Raw genomic sequence first — 17219 nt, 5'->3', positions numbered from 1 at the left:
GGCGCGGGGCTACGCAGCGCTGATGTTGCATTCGATCCGACACGGCGCGCCCACCAAGAAGCCTCCGCTGCTGATCGTGCACGGGCTTTTCGGCTCGGCCCGGAACTGGAACGTCATCGCGCGCCATCTCGCGGCATCGCGCCAGGTCGTGGCCGTCGACATGCGCAACCACGGGTCGAGTCCATGGTTCGACAGCAACGGCTACGCCGACATGGCCGCCGATCTGGCGGAGGTGATCGGCGACGTGCCGCACGACGTGCTCGGCCATTCGATGGGCGGCAAGGCGGCGATGGTCCTCGCTTTGACGGAACCCGCGCACCTGCGCCGTCTGATCGTCGCCGATATCGCCCCGGTGGCCTACGGCCACACGCAGGCGCATCTGATCGCGGCCATGCGGGATGTCGATCTTTCCGCCGTGACCCGCCGCTCCGACGCCGCGGCGCAGCTGGACGACGTGTCCGACACCAGCACCCGCGCGTTCCTGCTGCAATCGCTCGACGTGAAGGCGCGGCGCTGGACGCTCAACCTCGACGTGCTGGAACGGGAAATGCCGAAGATCGTGGGCTTTCCCGAGATCGAGGGCCGGTTCGAGGGTGCCGCGCTCTTTCTTTCGGGCGGGGCGAGCGATTATGTCCGCCCCGCGCATCGCGACCGGATCAAGGCCCTGTTCCCCGCCGCCCGATTCGCGAAGATCCCCGATGCGGGACACTGGCTCCACGCCGAGAAGCCGCGCGAGTTCGAGGCCACGGTGGAGGCGTATCTCGACGCCTGACCGGGTCCGGGCGGCCGCCGGGACCGGCTCCGGCCGCCTCAGGCCGCCAGCCCGTCCGGTTCGGCCAGCCCGTGCGCGCGGCAACATGCGGTCAGCGTGTTGGCGAGGAGACAGGCGATGGTCATGGGGCCGACGCCGCCCGGAACCGGCGTGATCGCGCCCGCGACCGCCGCGCAGCTCTCGAAGTCGCAATCGCCGACGAGCCGCGTCGCGCCGGCCTCGCCCGCGGCGCGGTTGATGCCCACGTCGATCACCGTCGCCCCCGGCTTGATCCAGTCGCCCGGCACCATCCGCGGCCGGCCGACCGCGGCCACGACGATGTCGGCGCGCCGCACGACTTCGCCCAGATCCCGGGTGCGCGAATGCGCGACCGTCACCGTCGCAGAATCGCCTAGCAGAAGCTGCGCCATCGGCTTGCCGACGATGTTGGACCGTCCGATCACCACCGCCTCCAGCCCCGCGAGCGAGCCCAGCTGCGCGCGCAGCATCATCAGGCAGCCGAGCGGCGTGCAGGGGACGAGCGCCTTCTGCCCGGTCGAGAGCAGGCCGACATTCGAGACGTGGAACCCGTCCACGTCCTTGGCCACGTCGATCGCGGCCAGCACCCTGTCCGTCTGGATATGCGCGGGCAGCGGCAGCTGGCAGAGGATGCCATGCACCTTCGGATCGGTGTTGAGCCGGGCGATCAATTCAAGGAGATCCGCCTCCGCCGTGTCGTCGGGCAGGCGGTGCTCGAAGCTCTCCATCCCGACTTCCGCGGTCTGACGGCCCTTGTTGCGCACGTAGACCGCGCTGGCCGGGTCGTCGCCCACCAGCACGACGGCGAGCCCCGGCGTCACGCCGGCCGCCTTCACCCGCGCGACCTCTTCCGCGATCCGTCCGCGCAGGCGCGCGGCGAAAGCCTTCCCGTCGATGATCGTGGCGGTCATGGGCTCTCCTTCGCGGCAATGTCGCGGTCTTCTATACGAAGCCCTGTCCGGGACGCCACCGACGCGGCGATCAGAACAGCCCCTCGACCTCGCCCTCCGCGTTCAGCCGGATGTTCTCCGCGCTCGGCACGCGCGGCAGGCCCGGCATCGTCATGATCTCGCCGCAGATGACCACCACAAAGCCCGCCCCGGCGGACAACCGCACCTCCCGCACCGGAACCGAATGGCCTGTCGGCGCGCCCCGCAGATTCGGATCGGTCGAAAAGGAATACTGCGTCTTCGCCATGCAGATCGGCAGGTGGCCGTAGCCCTGCTCCTCCCATGCGTGGAGCTGATCGCGCAGCTTCTTGTCGGCCAGCACCTCGTCGGCGTGGTAGATGCGTTTGGCGATGGTCTCGATCTTCTGGAAAAGCGGCATCTTGTCAGGATAGAGCGGCGCGAAGTTCGCCGTGCCGGCCTCCGCGATCTTCGCCACCCGCCGTGCCAGCGCCTCGGACCCCTTGGAGCCGTCGGCCCAGTGCTTCGAAACGATTGCCTCCGACCCCTGGCTCGCGACGTAGTTCCGCACCGCGTCGATCTCGGCCTCCGAGTCGCCGGTGAAGTGGTTGATGCAGACGACGACGGGCACGCCGAAACTTTTTACGTTGCCGATGTGGCGGCCGAGATTGGCGCAGCCGGCCTCCACCGCCTCCACGTTCTCCTGCCCGAGATCGCCCTTGGCGACGCCGCCGTTCATCTTCATCGCCCGCACCGTCGCCACGAGCACGACGCAGTCGGGGGCAAGGCCGGCCTTGCGGCACTTGATGTTCATGAACTTCTCGGCGCCCAGATCCGCGCCGAAGCCCGCCTCGGTCACCACGAAATCGGCGAGCTTCAGGGCCGTGGTCGTGGCGATCACCGAGTTGCAGCCATGCGCGATGTTGGCGAAGGGCCCGCCATGCACGAAGGCCGGGTTGTTCTCCAGCGTCTGCACGAGGTTCGGCTGCATCGCGTCCTTCAGGAGCACCGTCATCGCGCCGTCGGCCTTGATGTCGCGGCAATGGACCGGGCTGCGGTCGCGTCGATAGGCCACGATCATGTTGCCCAGCCGCGTCTGGAGGTCGCCCAGATCGGTGGCGAGACACAGGCAGGCCATCACCTCGGAGGCCACGGTGATGTCGAAGCCGGTCTCGCGCGGGAAGCCGTTCGACACGCCGCCGAGCGAGGCCGTGACCTGACGCAGCGCCCGGTCGTTCATGTCGACCACGCGGCGCCAGACGACGCGGCGTGTGTCGATCTCGAGTTCGTTGCCCCAGTAGATGTGGTTGTCGATCATCGCGGCGAGCAGGGAATGCGCGCTGGTGATCGCATGGAAGTCGCCGGTGAAGTGGAGGTTCATTTCCTCCATCGGCACGATCTGCGCGTAGCCGCCCCCCGCCGCGCCGCCCTTCATGCCGAAGTTCGGCCCGAGCGAGGCCTCGCGGATGCAGATCATCGCGCGCTTGCCGATCGCGTTCAGCCCGTCGCCCAGGCCGACGGTCGTGGTCGTCTTGCCCTCGCCCGCAGGCGTAGGATTGATCGCCGTGACGAGGATCAGCTTGCCGTTGGGGCGGTCCTGCACGCTATCGATGAAGCGTTGGCCGACCTTCGCCTTGTCGTGGCCGTAGGGCAGGAGGTCGTCGCTCCCGATCCCGATTGCCGCGCCGATCTCCTGGATCGGCCGCTTCCGCGCCGCGCGCGCGATCTCGATGTCGGTCCTGGGGGCCATGGCGATCTCCTCCGATGGGCTGCGCGCGTTCCTACCGCACTCGTATCGGGGGCCGTCCCGCGATCAAGGCGGAAACCGACATTCCGCCTGCCGCCCGCGTCGCGTGGCGTCGTGTCCGGGGAGCGGTGGATGCGCCCGAAGGTCGCGGAACTCCTGCGGCGAACCGAGGGTTGGCCCGCGACATTTACTGGAACGATCGGCGCATGCACGTCGAGTTACGGATTGGATCGACCATGAACACCGCCAGCCTCCTGATCCATGCCGGCTTCGCCACCGGCGCCGCGCTCGCCCTCGCGGTGGGGCTGGCTCTGGCCTGACGGAACGGCACCGCCCGGATGCGTCTGGTTCGCCGGTCGTAGACGTGATGCGACCCGCCCTCGTCGAGCCGCAAGTTGTTGTCCCGCTCGAACCAATGTGTCGGCGCCGAGCCGCGCGTTTGACGCTTCCAGATTTCCTACGTCTCGCGGACGACGACCGGGTTTCGACCGGTCGATGGCGGGACAGGGCTGAGTTCGCGAATCCCGCCGAAGCCGTCGCGCCGGTTCGGGTCCGGCAATCCCGGTGGACTTCTCGACGAAGACCAAGGCGGCCTGTCACGTCCGCACCTTCGGTCCACGCGGATAGGCCGCGAGCAGCCAGCTGCGGAACGGCCGGTTCGGCCTGCCGTGATTCGTGTCCTTAGGGCCTGCGACGTTGAGCTACGGCGCATCCGCCGCTCTCGATACAAAGACCGCCGCACGGGGGGGCACGATGCCAAGCCTCACGTCAGGCCGACGATGTCCGTTCGCTTCGGTTCCGGCTTGCCGGGCCTACGGCAAACGGCCGGCCCCGAGGGACCGGCCGTGATATGCCGTGATTGTTGCCGCGATCAGGTCGACGGTTCGGGCTTCGGAGCGATGCCCGGACCCTTCGGCTTCGGCTTGGTCTTCGGGATCGCCGTCAGGGACGGCCCGCTGGTGCTTGCCGGACCGTCGTCATCGTCGCGGCCGAGCGGCTCGCCATTGATGACCTTCATGATCTCGGGGCCGGTCAGCGTCTCGTATTCCAGCAAGCCCTGCGCCAACCGCTCGAGGTCGTCGGCCTTTTCGGTCAGGATGCGCTTCGCCGTCTCGTAACCCTCGTCCACCAGCGCGCGGACCTTGTCGTCGATCACCTTCTGCGTCGCCGCCGAATGATTGGTCCCGCCGCCGTAGCCGCCAAGGTAGCTTTGCTGTTCGTTGGCGTAGTCGACGAAACCGAGCTCCTCGGCATAGCCGAACTGCGTGACCATCGCCCGGGCGATCTTGGTCACCTGCTGGATGTCGGAGGCCGCGCCGGAGGTGACGTTCTCCTTGCCGAAGATCAGTTCCTCGGCCACGCGCCCACCCATCGCCATGGCGATCTTGGACGTGTATTTCTGGTAGCTCACCGAGAGCTGGTCCCGTTCAGGCAGGGACAGGACGAGGCCCAGGGCGCGACCGCGCGGGATGATCGTCGCCTTGTGGATCGGGTCGTGCTGCGGAACGTTCAGCCCGACGATCGCGTGGCCCGCCTCGTGATAGGCGGTCAGGCGCTTCTCGTCCTCGGTCATGACCATGGACCGGCGCTCCGCCCCCATCATCACCTTGTCTTTCGCGCTCTCGAAATCGTCCATCGTAACGACCCGTCGGCCGATCCGCGCGGCCATCAGGGCCGCCTCGTTGACGAGGTTGGCGAGATCCGCGCCCGAAAAGCCCGGCGTGCCACGCGCGATGATGCGCAGGTCGACATCCGCCCCGAGCGGCACCTTGCGGGCATGGACGCCGAGGATCTTCTCGCGGCCCTTGATGTCGGGGTTCGGCACCTGAACCTGCCGGTCGAAACGGCCCGGACGAAGCAGCGCGGGGTCGAGCACGTCGGGACGGTTCGTCGCCGCCACGATGATGATTCCCTCGTTCGCCTCGAAGCCGTCCATCTCGACCAGCAGCTGGTTCAGCGTCTGCTCGCGCTCGTCGTTGCCGCCGCCGTAGCCCACGCCACGCGACCGGCCGACCGCGTCGATCTCGTCGATGAAGACGATGCAGGGCGCGTTCTTCTTGGCCTGCTCGAACATGTCGCGCACGCGGGACGCGCCGACGCCCACGAACATCTCCACGAAGTCGGAGCCGGAGATGGTGAAGAACGGCACGCCGGCCTCGCCCGCCACGGCACGGGCCAGAAGCGTCTTGCCCGTGCCCGGGGGGCCCACGAGCAGCGCGCCTTTCGGGATCTTGCCGCCGAGACGGGAGAACTTCTGCGGATTGCGCAGGAACTCGACGATCTCCTCGAGGTCGTCCTTCGCCTCGTCGATACCGGCCACATCGTCGAAGGTCACGCGGCCATGCTTCTCGGTCAGCATCTTGGCCTTGGACTTGCCGAAGCCCATCGCGCCGCCCTTTCCGCCGCCCTGCATCCGGTTCATGAAGAAGATCCAGATGCCGATCAGCACGAGGAACGGCAGCCATAGCGACAGCGCGCTGAGGAAGCCCGACTGCTCCTGACTCTCGGCTACGATGCTCACGTCATTGGCGAGCAGCGTCTCGGTCACGTCCACGTCGGAGGGCTTGATCGTGAAGTTCTCGCCGCCGCCCGAGCCGCGGAACACGATCCGTTCCCCGTCGAGGGTCACGTTCGAGACCGACCCGTTCTCCACCCGGCTGACGAAGTCGGAATAGGGCACCTCGCGCGCCGACAGAGAGGAACCGCCACCGGAGAAGAGCTGGAACAGCGCCATCACCAGAACGAAGAGGACCACCCAGAAGGCGATGTTACGCGCATTTCCCAAGAAAAATCCTCCGAACGGCACGGGTCGGGCCCGCGTTTGGGTCTTTGGGCAAGATAGTCACTTCGCGGTCACGTTCAACGGCTGATCAGGGTCGCGGCAAAGGGGCGACGCGGCGTCGCGGTCCAGCCCTCCGTCAAGCCGGTCAGCGGCGCGGCCACGAGCGCGCCGTCCGCGTCGCGGATCGCGGGCGAGGCCAGGAGGGACCGGCGCGGAAGGCCGCTCGTGCGCCAGGGCGTCGCCGCCACCTCGTCCCCGAGCGCTCCGATTGTCGATCCGCGCCCGGCCGGCCCGTCGAGGCGCCAGCGACCGTCCCAGACCTCTCCGACCGTCACGGGCGGCCCGGCGGCGGCGGCCTCCCGGGCGACGCGCAGGCGATCCTCCGCCTCCGCCCCGATCACGCATCCGGCGAGCGTCCGCGTCCCGCCCTTGCCCAGCCCGTCGAGAAGGCGATCGATCTCCCCCGTGCGCGGCGGGTACCCGCTCCCGCCGATCCAGCGCAGCGCGGCGAGGAGGAGGCGCCGGGCCTGCTCCCGCTCCTCCGCGATCAGGCCGAGCAGGGCGGGGCGGTCGAAAAGCAGATCCCCGCGATCCTCCGCGACGATCCCGCCGGCCAGGTCAGCCGTGCGTCGGGCGAGGCTTCGGCGCGCGTCGTCGAGAAAACCGGCCGTCCGGGCGAGCGTGTCCGCGTCGAGCTCGAGCGCGGCGATTGCCTGACGCACCCGGACGCGCTCGAAGGCCGTGTCCGCGTTGGCCGGATCCTCGATCGGCGTGACCCCGCACTCCGCAAGGTGCCGGCGCAGCATGTCCCGCGTGAGGTGGAGAAAGGGACGCCCGAAGACCGGCGCCGCGCCGAAGCGGGCGGCCATCCGCGCGAGCCCGTCGATCCCCGCGCCGCGGCGCAGCCGCATCAGCAGCGTTTCCGCCACGTCGTCGGCCGTGTGCCCGAGCAGGATGGTGTCCACTCCGTGCCGATGCCCCCAGACGCCCAGCGCGTCGTAGCGCGCCCCCCGCGCCCGCGCCTGAAGGTCCGGGCCGGGTTCGAGATCGGACAGGGTCAGTGTTTCGTGCAGGCAGCCGAGCGAAGCGCAGAGCGTCGCGACCCGCCGAGCCTCCTCCGTCGATCCGGTGCGCAATCCGTGATCGACCGTCACGGCGCGGACGGCCACGCCCCGCAGGCGCCCCCAGTCGAGCGCCGCGAGCAGCAGGGCCGTCGAATCGCCGCCGCCCGAGACGGCCACGGCGGCCGGGCCGGGCGGGCCGTCCGCGAAGAAGTCGTCGAGGGCCGCTCGCAGCCGGCCCGCGACCGCCGCGCTCACGCGCAGCCGAGGCCCGCCCGCGCGGATTGCGCCTGTGCGACCTGTGGCGAATCGGGGAACCGGACCGCGACCTCCGACAGGGTGAGGCAGGCCTCGTCCGTCTGCCCGAGCGCGCCCAGCGCGGTGCCGAGGCCGACCAGCGCCTCGGGCGCGCGCGGACCTTCCGGCGTGGCCGAGAACGTCTCGAGATACGCGCGCGCGGCCTCCGCGTCCTGTCCGGCATTGGCGTAAGCCTGCGCCCGGTAGAAGCGGGCGTCCTCCGACAGCGGTCCGGTGGGGTAGGCGGCGAGGAAGGTCTCGAACGCCGTCGCCGCTTTCGCATCGTCGCCCGCGTCGAAGGCGGCCTTCGCGGCGTCGAACTCCGCCTGCTCGCCCGTGGCCAGCGACGCCCCGCCCGCCGGCGCGTCGTCGGCCGGGGCAGGGGGAGCGCCGGTCCCGGCGTCCGCGCGCTCCGTCGCGCCGCCCAGCGGTCCGGGATTCGGCAGGCTGGCGATGTCGCATTCCGTCGTCAGCTCGCAGAGCTGGAAGCGCAGATCCTCGATCCGGGTGCTGCCGTCCTGCGCGACACGCTCGATGCGGAACGACATTCGCTCGGTCGCCTGCGTCAGCCGCTGCAGCTCCGATTCCATCGCGTTCACCCGGTCGAGCACCGTGGAGCCGCCGACCGAGACGTCGGGCCCGCCGGTCGTGTTCAGCTCGCGCATCAGCCCCTGCATCTCGACCCGGAGCACGGCGAGCTGCTGGCGGATGTCGGCGAGCGTCTCCTCCTGCTGCGCCGCGGCCGGCAGCGCGAGCACGGAGGCGAGGAGGGCGGCGCGCAGCATCACACGCCCGCCCCGGCCGCGAGCACCGTCACCGCACGGCGGTTCTGGCTGTAGCAAGCCTCGGTGGAGCAGATCTGCAGCGGTCGTTCCTTGCCGTAGCTGATCGTGCGCAGACGGGTGGCCGCGACGCCCTGGCTGATCAGGTAGTCGCGCGCCGCGTTGGCCCGCCGCCCGCCGAGGGCGAGGTTGTATTCCCGCGTGCCCTGTTCGTCGGCATGACCCTCGATCAGCGCGGTATAGCCCGGATTGGCGTTGAGCCACTGCGCCTGTCCGGCAAGAACATCCCGCGCCTCGGGCGAAACGGTGGACTGGTCCACGGCGAAAAGCACGCGGTCGCCGATGCTCTGTTGAAAGTACGCGACCGAGGTCGGGTCGCTCGGCCCCCCCGGCACGTAGCCCGCGCCGGTGCCGTAGGGGTCGTAGCCGCCCGCCCCCGCGCCGCCGGCACCGCCGCCGAGCCGGTTGCCGCAGCCGCCGAGCGCGAGCGCCGCCATCAAGATGATCGCCGTCGTCTTCATGTGAAATCCTCTATCGCAGTAGCGGACCCCAGGACGGGTCCGAGGCCGCCGCGGGCGTCGCGGCGCGTTGCAGGTTCCGGCCGGTGATGTCGACCGTGTAGAGCGCGGGCGCGCCGGTCGCGCCGGCCGTCTCGCGGGTGAACATGACGACGCGGCCGTTGGGCGCCCAGGTCGGCCCCTCGTCGAGGAAGGCCCCGGTCAGAAGCCGCTCCTCCGTCCCGTCGGTGCGCATCACGCCGATATGGAAGCGGCCCGCGTTCTGCTTGGTGAAGGCGATGTAGTCGCCCTTGGGCGACCAGACCGGCGTGCCGTAGCGGCCCTCGCCGAAGCTGACCCGCTGCGCGTCGCCGCCTCCGGCCGGCATGATGTAGAGCTGCGGCGCGCCGGAGCGGTCGCTTTCGAAGACGACGCGGCTTCCGTCGGGCGAGAAGCTCGGCGCGGTCTCGATCGAGGGGGCGGTGGTGAGCCGCGTCGTTCCGCCGGCGTTCAGGTCGAGCGCGTAGAGGTCGGTATTGCCCGACACCTCCGCCGAATAGACCACGCGGGAGCCGTCGGGCGAGAATCGCGGCGCGAAGCTCATGTTCTGGTCCACGCCGCCCACGGTCGTCTTCTGGAGCGTGGCCACGTCGATCACGGTCACGCGCGGGAAGCCCGATTCGTAGCCCGTGTAGATGATCCGGCTGCCGTCGGGCGAGAAGCGCGGCGCCAGCACGATCGCGTCCGACGAGGTGAGGTAGGTGACATTGGCGCCGTCGTAATCCATCACCCCGATGCGCTTCTGCCGCGCGTCCTTCGGACCCTGCTCGGAGACGAAGGTGACGCGGCTGTCGAAATAGGGATCCTCGCCGGTGATGCGCGAATAGGCGGCATCGGCCACCTTGTGCGCCATCCGCCGCCAGCCTTCCGCCGTGCCCGCGAATTGCAGCCCGTCGCCCAGCGGCGCCTCGCTGAACACGTCGTAAAGGCGGAACTGCACCACGATCCGCCCGTCGCCCTCGGCGAGGACGGAGCCGGTGATCAGCGCCTGCGCGCCGATCGCCTTCCAGTCCGAGAACTGGATCGGCGCGTCGAAGCTGCCGATCCGGGCGATATGGGCGTCCTGCGGGATCTCGCGGAACAGGCCGGTATTGGCGAGGTCGGCGGCGATGACGCGGGTGATGTCCTGCGCCAGTCCGCCGGCCCCCTCGTTCCTCGCCACGAAGGTGGGCACGGCGAAGGGCAGGGGCTCGATCACGCCGTCGGTGATCTCGATCCGCAGCGGGCCGGGGCTGTCCTGCGCCACGGCCGGGCCGGCGAGGGCCAGCAGGGCGGCGAGGGCCCGGAGGAATGTCGTCAACCGAGGCGTCATGGTCTCCCTTTCGGTATCGCTGTCCCGTATCGCCAAAGCGGCGGGCTTTCTCAATGGGCCGTGTGCGGGATCATCGCATCCGCATCTGTTCGGGGTTGAAGGTCATCTCGATCTCGCGCCACTGCTCGTACTTCTCCGCCGGCAGGTCGAAGCCCATGCGTCCGCATTGCAGGATCGCCCGCCGCCCCGCCTCGTAGGCCTGCTGCGCGGCGGCCTCGGAGCCCCCCGAGAATCCGGCAAGGCGGAGGCTGTCGGTCTGTGGCAGCCCGTCCCGGGTCATCGCCATCGAGATCGTCACCGTCGTTCCCATCGCCTCCGTGGACAGGCTGCCGAGGTTCCAGCATCGGCTGACGGCCACGCGGAGCCCGTCGCGCTCGCCCTGCGTCAGCGGCGGCCCGGAGGGCGCGGGCGGGGCCGACGCGGGCGCGTCCGCCGCCTCGGCCAGCGCGCCGGCGATGGCGTCGGCCAGCGGGTCGGTTTCGGGCTCGGCCGGCTCCGGCTCGGCTTCCGCGACCTCGGGCTCGGGCTCGGGCTCGGGCTCCGGCCCGGGTTCGGGTGTCGGCTCAGGCGCGGGCTCCGGCTTCGACGGCTCGGTCTCTGCCACAACCGGCACGGGCCGCGCGGGCCTGCGGTTCGGGCGCAGCGAGCGGTCGGGCGCGCGGGCGGGCGTCATGTCCTCGGTCACGATCACCGGCGCGGTCGCCTCGGGCGCGGCGGGCGTCGGGGCCGCCTCCGGCGGGGTCTCGGGCTCGGCCGGCGCGGGCGTGGCGGGCGCTTCCGCGACCGGCGCGGTCTCCGTCAGCGGCGGCGGCGCGGGCGTGGGCACGGCCGTCACGATGTCGGCCTCGCGCGGCGCGGGGGAGTCGGAAATCGCCGCGTCCGGCGCGTCGGCGGGCGAGGCCGGGGCATCGGGCACGTCCGGCGCGACCTCCGCCTCGGGGATCGGCGCGAGCTGGCTCGTGTCCGGGACCGCGTCGCGGGCAGCTTCCGCGGGCGCCTCGGGCGGCGGCGCGACCGGAGGCGGCGTCTCCGCCGCGGGCGCGGCGGGGGACGGGGCCGCGTCGCCTCCGGGTTCGACCGGGGCCGCGGGAGCGGGCACCTCCGCGACGGCGGGCGCGTCGGAGACCAGCGCGTCGAACTCCGCCGAGGACACGACCGACACTGCCGCCACGCTCAGGCTGTCCGCGTCGGGCGCCGCGGGGAACAACCCCGCGAACAGCGCCCAGAGCAGCACCCCGCCATGCGCCGTGGCCGAAAGCGCCACTGCCCTGCGGATCTCCACGCTACTCCTCCGCCGTGCCGTCGAGCGTCGGACCCCCGGCATCGGTGACGAGGCCGATATTGCGGAAGCCGCCGGCGTTGAGCGCTCCCATCACGACCATCACGTCGGAATAGGGCACCGTCCCGTCGGCGCGCAGGAACACCTTGTCGCCCTGCCGCTCGCCCGCGATGGCGCGCAGTCGCGGCAGAAGCTCGTCCCGCGGCACCTCCTGGGAGCCGATGAGAACCCTCCCATCGGCTGCGACGGTCAGCGCCAGCGGCTCCTCCTGCTCCTGCGGAAGCGGCGCGGCGGCCGTCTCCGGCAGCTCGATCGGCACGCCCGCGGTCAGGAGGGGGGCGGCCACCATGAAGATGATGAGCAACACCAGCATCACGTCCACGAAAGGCGTGACGTTGATCTCCGACATCGGCCGGGCACCGCTCGCGCCGCGCCGCCGTCGGCGGCCGGTATTACCCCCGCCGCCCGGCTGGATCGTGCCGGCCGCCATTCAGGCGGCGTCCAGCTGACGCGACAGGATGGTGGCGAACTCGTCGGCGAAGGCTTCGTAATTGCCGGTGATCCGGTCGGCGTCGCGGGACAGCTTGTTGTAGAACACGACCGCCGGGATGGCCGCCAGCAGGCCCAGCCCGGTCGCCAGCAACGCTTCGGCGATGCCCGGCGCCACCACGGCGAGGTTGGTGTTCTGGCTGATCGCGATCTGCTCGAAGGCGTGCTTGATGCCCCAGACCGTCCCGAAAAGGCCGACGAACGGCCCGGTGGAGCCGACGGTCGCAAGAAAGGTCAGCCCGGAGCTCAGCCGGTCGCGCTCCTTGGCGATGGCCACGTCCATGGTCCGGTCGATCCGCGACTGCGTGCCCGCGATCAGGCCGCCATCGTCGCGATGACTGCGCGACCATTCCTGCATCGCGGCGGCGAAGATGCGCTCGGAGGCCGATTTCGGCCGGTCGCCGATCTTGTCGTAGAGCTCGTCGAGCGGGTCGCCCGACCAGAACGCCCGGTCGAAGGCCGCGGCGCGGGAGCGCGCCCGGCGGAACTGCATCACCTTCTGGATCAGGATCGCCCAGACCCAGATCGAGGCCGCGAACAGCAGGATCATCACGATCTTGACGATGAACGTCGCGCGCAGGAACAGCGCCCAGATCGAGAAGTCGATCTCGCCGGCTCGCGCCAGTACTTCGGTTTCCATCGGACTGCCCGTCCCTTGTCGTCGGACCGTTGCTCGGTCCCTTGTTTCGAGGTTGCACGCTAGCAGATGCCGGTGGCCTTGGCGAGACGCGCCGCTCGTTCTACGCAAATGTGAGCTTCGTTAAGGCGCCCAGCGCGGAGGGCGATCCGGTTCGCCGGTCCCCGTCGGTCGGTCGGGCCGTTCCGTCGTGCTGATGGATGCACCGGTATCCAACTTGATGGGGGCGAGTTAGAGTCCGGCCATCCCCTCGGGCAGCCGCCGCGGCCGGCCCTCCGTGTCCATGCAGACAATCGTCACCCGTGCGCGGAACAGCTCGACTCCCTCGCGTCGCACCGCCTGATCCAGCGCGAAGCGCGCCCGCGACCGATCCGCGCTCCGCGTCTCGATCTCCAGCATGTCGTCGTAGCGGGCGGGCCGCAGGTAATCCGCCTCCAGCCGCGCGACGGCGAAGACCAGCCCCGCGGCGCGCAACGCGGACTGGTCGATCCCGGCGGCGCGGATCATCTCGGACCGCGCCCGTTCGATGTACCGCAGGTAGTTGGCGTAATAGACGATCCCGGCGAGATCGACATCCTCGTAATAGACCCGGACCGGCCAGAGATGCGTCATCGCGTGACCGTACGCTGTGCGATTTTGCTCATCCCTCGCAAACGATTACCCACGGGTTGACCCGGCCGGTCACTGCCGCTGTCCTGTCCGCGCGGCGAGGCGGAGCGCGTGGCTCGCATGCTGCGACATCGCGGGCAGGACCGGGTCGTAGGCCGCGCGCAGCACCTCGGCGATCTCCGGTCGCAGGACCGTCCGTCCCTCGTGGAGGGCGAGCGGCGAAGTCTCGGCGAAGGCCCGGTCGGACCAGAGCAGCATCGCCTGCACCATCTGGTTGAGCGCCAGCGTCTCCGCCGGCACGTCGGACAGGTGCGCGTCCATTCGAACGAAGGCGAAGCAGGCCCGGATCGCGCCGTCCGCATCGAACCGGAACAGCCGGTACTGGTTCGCCTCCGCCGCTTCGAGCCGACCCAGCAGCGGCGCGAGGTCGGGCACCAGCCGGTCGAGATCGGGCACGCCCGCGAGGTCCGACCACCCGGAGACGAAGAACACCATCAGGTTCGCCCCGAGTTCCGGGTCCGTTTCGGCCATCCGGTGGTCGGTGAGGACACAAAGCGCCTCGATCGCGCCCTTGAGGACCGAGATCGTCTCCTCCGTCACGCCGAACACCACCGGCACGACCGGCCGGCCCCAACGCGCGAAGAGGAACGTGCCGTCCGCGCGGGTGAACAGGGCTTCGACGTCTTCGGGATCGATCGCGTTCATGCGGCAGGGGTGCCATGTCCGTCCGCGGGGATCCACCCGTCTGGACGGCAGGAACGCGGTTGCTTAGGGCAAGGCCTGTCGAATGGAGGCGCCCATGTCCGAGATCACCCCCGCAAGCTGGACCGCGCTGACCACGCTCGAGGACCGCGCGGGGGCGGAGGGGCTGGGCGACGCGCTCGAGCTGCAGCTCGAGCCCGACGGGGTCGGCGTCTTCGAGATGGAGGACGGCTCGGGCCTGTGGGAGGTCGGGGTCTATTTCGCCGAGGCTCCCGACGAGACCGCGCTGGCCCTCCTCGCCGCCGCCTACGGCGCGCGGCCCTTCACGATCTCCGAGGTCCCGCCGACGGATTGGGTCGCGCATGTCCGGCGCGAGCTGCGCCCCGTCGAGGCCGGTCGTTTCTTCGTCTACGGCAGCCACGATGCCGAAAGCGTTCCCGCAGACCGCGTGGCGCTGCTGATCGAGGCGGCGATGGCCTTCGGGACCGGCCATCACGGCACCACGCAGGGGTGCCTGCAAGCCTTCGAGGCGCTGCTGCAAGCGGAGCGCATGCCGGGACCCGTCGCCGATATAGGTGCGGGGACGGCGGTGCTGGCCATGGCCGCGGCGATGGTCTGGGAGGACGTGCCGGTCATCGCCTCCGACATCGACGCCGTGGCGGTCGAGGTGGCGGCGGCCAACGTGGCCGAGAACGGTCTTGCGGGGCGGATCGAATGCGTCGAGGCGGCAGGGTTCGGTCATCCCGTCCTGACCGAGGCGGCGCCTTTCGCGCTGATCTTCGCCAACATCCTGAAGGGACCGTTGATCGACCTCGCCCCCGACCTCGCCGCGCATGCCGCGCCGGGCGGGCACGCGATCCTGTCGGGCATCCTCAACCCGCAGGCCGAGGACGTCATCGCCGCCTACACGGCCGCCGGCTTCGCGCTTGCCGACAGGCTGACGCTCGGCGACTGGACGACGCTGACGCTCCGGCGGAGTTGACGCGAAAAGGCCGCCCCGCGGACCAGCCCCTGACGCCAAAGTGGTTCGCGTTCAATCGGGCGCGTATCCCGCAGCGCTGAAGGCGGTCCGGCCCTCCCCGGGATCGAACAGGCCGCGGATGTCGCCGAGGGCCCGGAGAAGGGGATCGCAGGCGCGTGCGCTGATGCGGCGGAGGCGAGCCTTCGGCCTGAACAAGGCCGTTTCGACCGGGGTCGGGTCTGGCGCGCGAGCGGGCCGGACTGGCCTCCGGCCTCCCTGTCCGTCCCGGATCCCGGCCGCTTTCGAGCCCTCGCGGGTGGAGAGGTTGTCGGGGATCGCGACGGTGCCGGGCGACCGAGCCGGGGCGAGCCCGGCAATGGCGGTCCGCGGCTTCCCGCGTCCGACCGGCGCGGTGCCGAACAGCCGTTCGCCAGCAGCGCTCCGGCCGCGCGGGCGGGTCATGTTCGAGGAAACGCCCGCAATGCGGATCGGACCGGCTCACGGGCGGATCCATGAGCGAGATGTATTGTAACGTCGTCAGGATACGCATCGAAAGACCCGCCGTGTCAGCGGCGGGTCTTCAACATTCGCCGTCAGGCGCTGCCCCGGGGAACAGCCCTTCGCGATCGGGTTCGTAGGTGACGTCCGGACGGGTTCAGGCCCCGCGCGACCAGTGTGCAATGTCGCCGCGCTCGAGTCCGATGTCGTAGAGCTCGCGATCGGTCAGGCGCTCGAGCATGTTCACCGTCACGCGGCGGTCGTTCCACGCGATGATGCGGCCGAGCACGGCGGAGAGAACGTTGGTCGCCGGCGCGGAACGGGCGGTGCGGAAGGTATCGAAGGTGGCCACGGCGGTAATCCTGTCAGATTGTACGGAACGGAAAGTGGCGGTCCTGCCGACCGCCTCTGCTGTGCATCTAGGGCGGGTCAGCAAACCGCACAAATATCATGCAGGCATGGCCGATATGCGTCCGTCGCATGACCGGTAAGCGAAACGTAAAGACATCGCGGGATGGCCGCCGACCGCGCCTCCGTCCGGCGGGTGGCCTGTCGGAGGCGGCTATGCTACGCCATGATCAAATCAAGAACATCGGGCAAGTCGAATGCGTGTGATGGGGATTGATCCGGGGCTTCGCGCCTGTGGCTGGGGCGTCATCGAGACCGAGGGCGCGCGTATCCGCCATGTGGCGAGCGGCACCTGCCGGCCCGAGGGCGTGGCGCTGGGCGACCGGCTCCTGTCGCTCTACACGCTTCTGCGCGCAGTCCTCGTGGCGCAGGCGCCGGAGGCCGCGGCGATCGAGCAGACCTTCGTGAACAAGAACGGACAGGGCACGCTGAAGCTCGGCCAGGCCCGGGGTGTCGCGATGCTCGTCCCCGCTCAGGCCGGGCTCCGCGTCGGGGAATACGCGCCCAATGCCGTCAAGAAGGCGGTCGTCGGCGTGGGCCATGCCGACAAGGCGCAGGTCCTGCACATGGTTCGCCTGCAGCTCCCCGATTGCGACCCGGATTCGGCCGACGCGACCGACGCGCTCGCCATTGCGATGTGCCACGCATTCCACCTGCAATCCTCCGGCCGCCTTGCGGCCGCGATGCGGGCCTGAGCGGGTGATCGGACGCCTGACCGGACGGCTGGACCACAAGGGGGAGGACCACGTCCTTCTGGATGTGAATGGCGTGGGCTATGTCGTCCATTGCTCGGACCGCACCATCGCCGCCCTGCCGCCGGTGAAGTCGCCGGTCGCGCTCTGGACCGAGCTTCTGGTGCGTGAGGATCTGCTGCAGCTCTTCGGGTTCCTGACCCAGGGGGAGCGGGAATGGCACCGCCTCCTCACCTCGGTGCAGGGGATCGGCGCCAAGGGCTCGCTCGCGATTCTCGGTGTGCTGGGGGCGGAGGGCGTGGCGCGGGCGATCGCGCTGGGCGACGCCAACGCGGTCAAGGCCGCGCCCGGGGTCGGTCCGAAGATCGCGCTCCGCGTGGTCAACGAGCTGCGCGGCAAGGCGCCGGCGATGATGCTCAAGGAGGCGGGCGCCGACCCGCTGGTCGAGGTGCCCGCCCCCGCGTCGTCGGGCGAGCTCGCCCCCCCGGGGCAATCCGGCGCGCAGGCGGAGGCCATGTCGGCCCTGACGAATCTTGGCTACGCGCCCGTCGACGCCGCCCGCGCCGTGGCGCAGGCCGCCGACAGCGCGACCGACACGGCCGGCGTCATCCGCGCCGCGCTGAAGCTTCTGGCCCCGAAGGAGTAGGG

Annotated in this window: 17 protein-coding genes; 4 read left to right on the top strand and 13 right to left on the bottom strand. The window is 70.3% G+C overall.

Annotated elements, in window-relative coordinates:
- Nucleotides 1–22: 22 nt before the first annotated feature.
- Nucleotides 23–772 carry an alpha/beta fold hydrolase gene (locus tag Q1B08_RS01600; RefSeq protein ID WP_299814867.1) on the top strand — a complete coding sequence of 250 codons (750 nt, stop codon included), beginning with the start codon at nt 23–25 and terminating at the stop codon, nt 770–772.
- 38 nt (nt 773–810) lie between these two features.
- Here the strand turns inward: Q1B08_RS01600 and folD are convergent, their stop codons facing one another.
- The 12 genes from folD to Q1B08_RS01540 all read right to left on the bottom strand — a co-directional run bounded on the left by folD (nt 811) and on the right by Q1B08_RS01540 (nt 14015).
- Nucleotides 811–1701 (bottom strand): bifunctional methylenetetrahydrofolate dehydrogenase/methenyltetrahydrofolate cyclohydrolase FolD, encoded by an 891-nt coding sequence (gene folD, locus Q1B08_RS01595; protein ID WP_299813696.1) that lies wholly within the window; start codon nt 1699–1701, stop codon nt 811–813.
- A 70-nt stretch (nt 1702–1771) separates the two neighbouring features.
- The gene (locus Q1B08_RS01590; protein WP_299813694.1) at nt 1772–3448 is read right to left on the bottom strand and encodes a formate--tetrahydrofolate ligase; all 1677 of its coding nucleotides are present in this window, start codon (nt 3446–3448) and stop codon (nt 1772–1774) included.
- 868 nt (nt 3449–4316) lie between these two features.
- The gene (ftsH, locus tag Q1B08_RS01585; RefSeq protein ID WP_299813692.1) at nt 4317–6230 is read right to left on the bottom strand and encodes an ATP-dependent zinc metalloprotease FtsH; all 1914 of its coding nucleotides are present in this window, start codon (nt 6228–6230) and stop codon (nt 4317–4319) included.
- 74 nt (nt 6231–6304) lie between these two features.
- Complete coding sequence (gene tilS, locus Q1B08_RS01580; RefSeq protein ID WP_299813690.1) at nt 6305–7546, bottom strand: tRNA lysidine(34) synthetase TilS; 1242 nt, start codon at nt 7544–7546, stop codon at nt 6305–6307.
- Nucleotides 7543–8370, bottom strand: a complete 828-nt coding sequence (ybgF, locus tag Q1B08_RS01575; RefSeq protein ID WP_299813688.1) for a tol-pal system protein YbgF — start codon at nt 8368–8370, stop codon at nt 7543–7545. Before ybgF ends, tilS begins: the two co-directional genes overlap by 4 nt.
- On the bottom strand, nt 8370–8888 hold the full coding sequence (pal, locus tag Q1B08_RS01570) for a peptidoglycan-associated lipoprotein Pal (protein WP_299813685.1): 519 nt from the start codon (nt 8886–8888) through the stop codon (nt 8370–8372). The genes ybgF and pal overlap by 1 nt, the downstream gene beginning before the upstream one ends.
- 10 nt (nt 8889–8898) lie before the next feature.
- Nucleotides 8899–10224, bottom strand: coding sequence for a Tol-Pal system beta propeller repeat protein TolB (gene tolB / locus Q1B08_RS01565; protein WP_299813682.1), 1326 nt, complete (start codon nt 10222–10224; stop codon nt 8899–8901).
- 82 nt (nt 10225–10306) lie between these two features.
- Entirely contained in the window at nt 10307–11518 is a 1212-nt protein-coding gene (locus Q1B08_RS01560) for a hypothetical protein (protein ID WP_299813679.1), read from the bottom strand.
- Nucleotide 11519: 1 nt separating this feature from the next.
- On the bottom strand, nt 11520–12005 hold the full coding sequence (locus tag Q1B08_RS01555) for an ExbD/TolR family protein (RefSeq protein ID WP_299813676.1): 486 nt from the start codon (nt 12003–12005) through the stop codon (nt 11520–11522).
- Nucleotides 12006–12704, bottom strand: a complete 699-nt coding sequence (gene tolQ / locus Q1B08_RS01550; RefSeq protein ID WP_299813673.1) for a protein TolQ — start codon at nt 12702–12704, stop codon at nt 12006–12008. It abuts the gene before it with no gap.
- Between the two features lie 228 nt (nt 12705–12932).
- Nucleotides 12933–13313, bottom strand: a complete 381-nt coding sequence (gene ybgC, locus Q1B08_RS01545; protein WP_299813670.1) for a tol-pal system-associated acyl-CoA thioesterase — start codon at nt 13311–13313, stop codon at nt 12933–12935.
- 69 nt (nt 13314–13382) lie between these two features.
- Nucleotides 13383–14015 (bottom strand): hypothetical protein, encoded by a 633-nt coding sequence (locus Q1B08_RS01540; protein WP_299813667.1) that lies wholly within the window; start codon nt 14013–14015, stop codon nt 13383–13385.
- A gap of 94 nt (nt 14016–14109) precedes the next feature.
- Here Q1B08_RS01540 and Q1B08_RS01535 point away from each other — a divergent pair, with 94 nt between their 5' ends.
- Entirely contained in the window at nt 14110–14994 is an 885-nt protein-coding gene (locus Q1B08_RS01535) for a 50S ribosomal protein L11 methyltransferase (RefSeq protein ID WP_299813663.1), read from the top strand.
- Nucleotides 14995–15628: 634 nt separating this feature from the next.
- On the opposite strand, the gene Q1B08_RS01530 is transcribed toward Q1B08_RS01535, so the two are convergent.
- Nucleotides 15629–15823 carry a DUF1127 domain-containing protein gene (locus tag Q1B08_RS01530; RefSeq protein WP_299813660.1) on the bottom strand — a complete coding sequence of 65 codons (195 nt, stop codon included), beginning with the start codon at nt 15821–15823 and terminating at the stop codon, nt 15629–15631.
- A gap of 253 nt (nt 15824–16076) precedes the next feature.
- Here Q1B08_RS01530 and ruvC point away from each other — a divergent pair, with 253 nt between their 5' ends.
- Both ruvC and ruvA read left to right on the top strand, forming a co-directional pair.
- Nucleotides 16077–16574, top strand: a complete 498-nt coding sequence (ruvC, locus tag Q1B08_RS01525) for a crossover junction endodeoxyribonuclease RuvC (RefSeq protein ID WP_299813657.1) — start codon at nt 16077–16079, stop codon at nt 16572–16574.
- Between the two features lie 4 nt (nt 16575–16578).
- The gene (gene ruvA / locus Q1B08_RS01520) at nt 16579–17217 is read left to right on the top strand and encodes a Holliday junction branch migration protein RuvA (protein WP_299813654.1); all 639 of its coding nucleotides are present in this window, start codon (nt 16579–16581) and stop codon (nt 17215–17217) included.
- Nucleotides 17218–17219 lie beyond the last annotated feature (2 nt).

This window comes from uncultured Jannaschia sp. (assembly GCF_947494025.1).
Lineage (GTDB): Bacteria > Pseudomonadota > Alphaproteobacteria > Rhodobacterales > Rhodobacteraceae > Jannaschia.
The sequence above is the reverse complement of the archived record's forward strand: the minus strand, read 5'-3'. Positions and strand labels throughout refer to the sequence as shown.

Coding starts and splice junctions, on each gene's coding strand:
- Q1B08_RS01600 (WP_299814867.1), top strand. CDS start 23: ATGTTGCATTCGATCCGACACGGCGCGCCCACCAAGAAGCCTCCGCTG.
- folD (WP_299813696.1), bottom strand. CDS start 1,701: ATGACCGCCACGATCATCGACGGGAAGGCTTTCGCCGCGCGCCTGCGC.
- Q1B08_RS01590 (WP_299813694.1), bottom strand. CDS start 3,448: ATGGCCCCCAGGACCGACATCGAGATCGCGCGCGCGGCGCGGAAGCGG.
- ybgF (WP_299813688.1), bottom strand. CDS start 8,370: ATGCTGCGCGCCGCCCTCCTCGCCTCCGTGCTCGCGCTGCCGGCCGCG.
- pal (WP_299813685.1), bottom strand. CDS start 8,888: ATGAAGACGACGGCGATCATCTTGATGGCGGCGCTCGCGCTCGGCGGC.
- Q1B08_RS01555 (WP_299813676.1), bottom strand. CDS start 12,005: ATGGCGGCCGGCACGATCCAGCCGGGCGGCGGGGGTAATACCGGCCGC.
- tolQ (WP_299813673.1), bottom strand. CDS start 12,704: ATGGAAACCGAAGTACTGGCGCGAGCCGGCGAGATCGACTTCTCGATC.
- ybgC (WP_299813670.1), bottom strand. CDS start 13,313: ATGACGCATCTCTGGCCGGTCCGGGTCTATTACGAGGATGTCGATCTC.
- Q1B08_RS01540 (WP_299813667.1), bottom strand. CDS start 14,015: ATGAACGCGATCGATCCCGAAGACGTCGAAGCCCTGTTCACCCGCGCG.
- Q1B08_RS01535 (WP_299813663.1), top strand. CDS start 14,110: ATGTCCGAGATCACCCCCGCAAGCTGGACCGCGCTGACCACGCTCGAG.
- ruvC (WP_299813657.1), top strand. CDS start 16,077: ATGCGTGTGATGGGGATTGATCCGGGGCTTCGCGCCTGTGGCTGGGGC.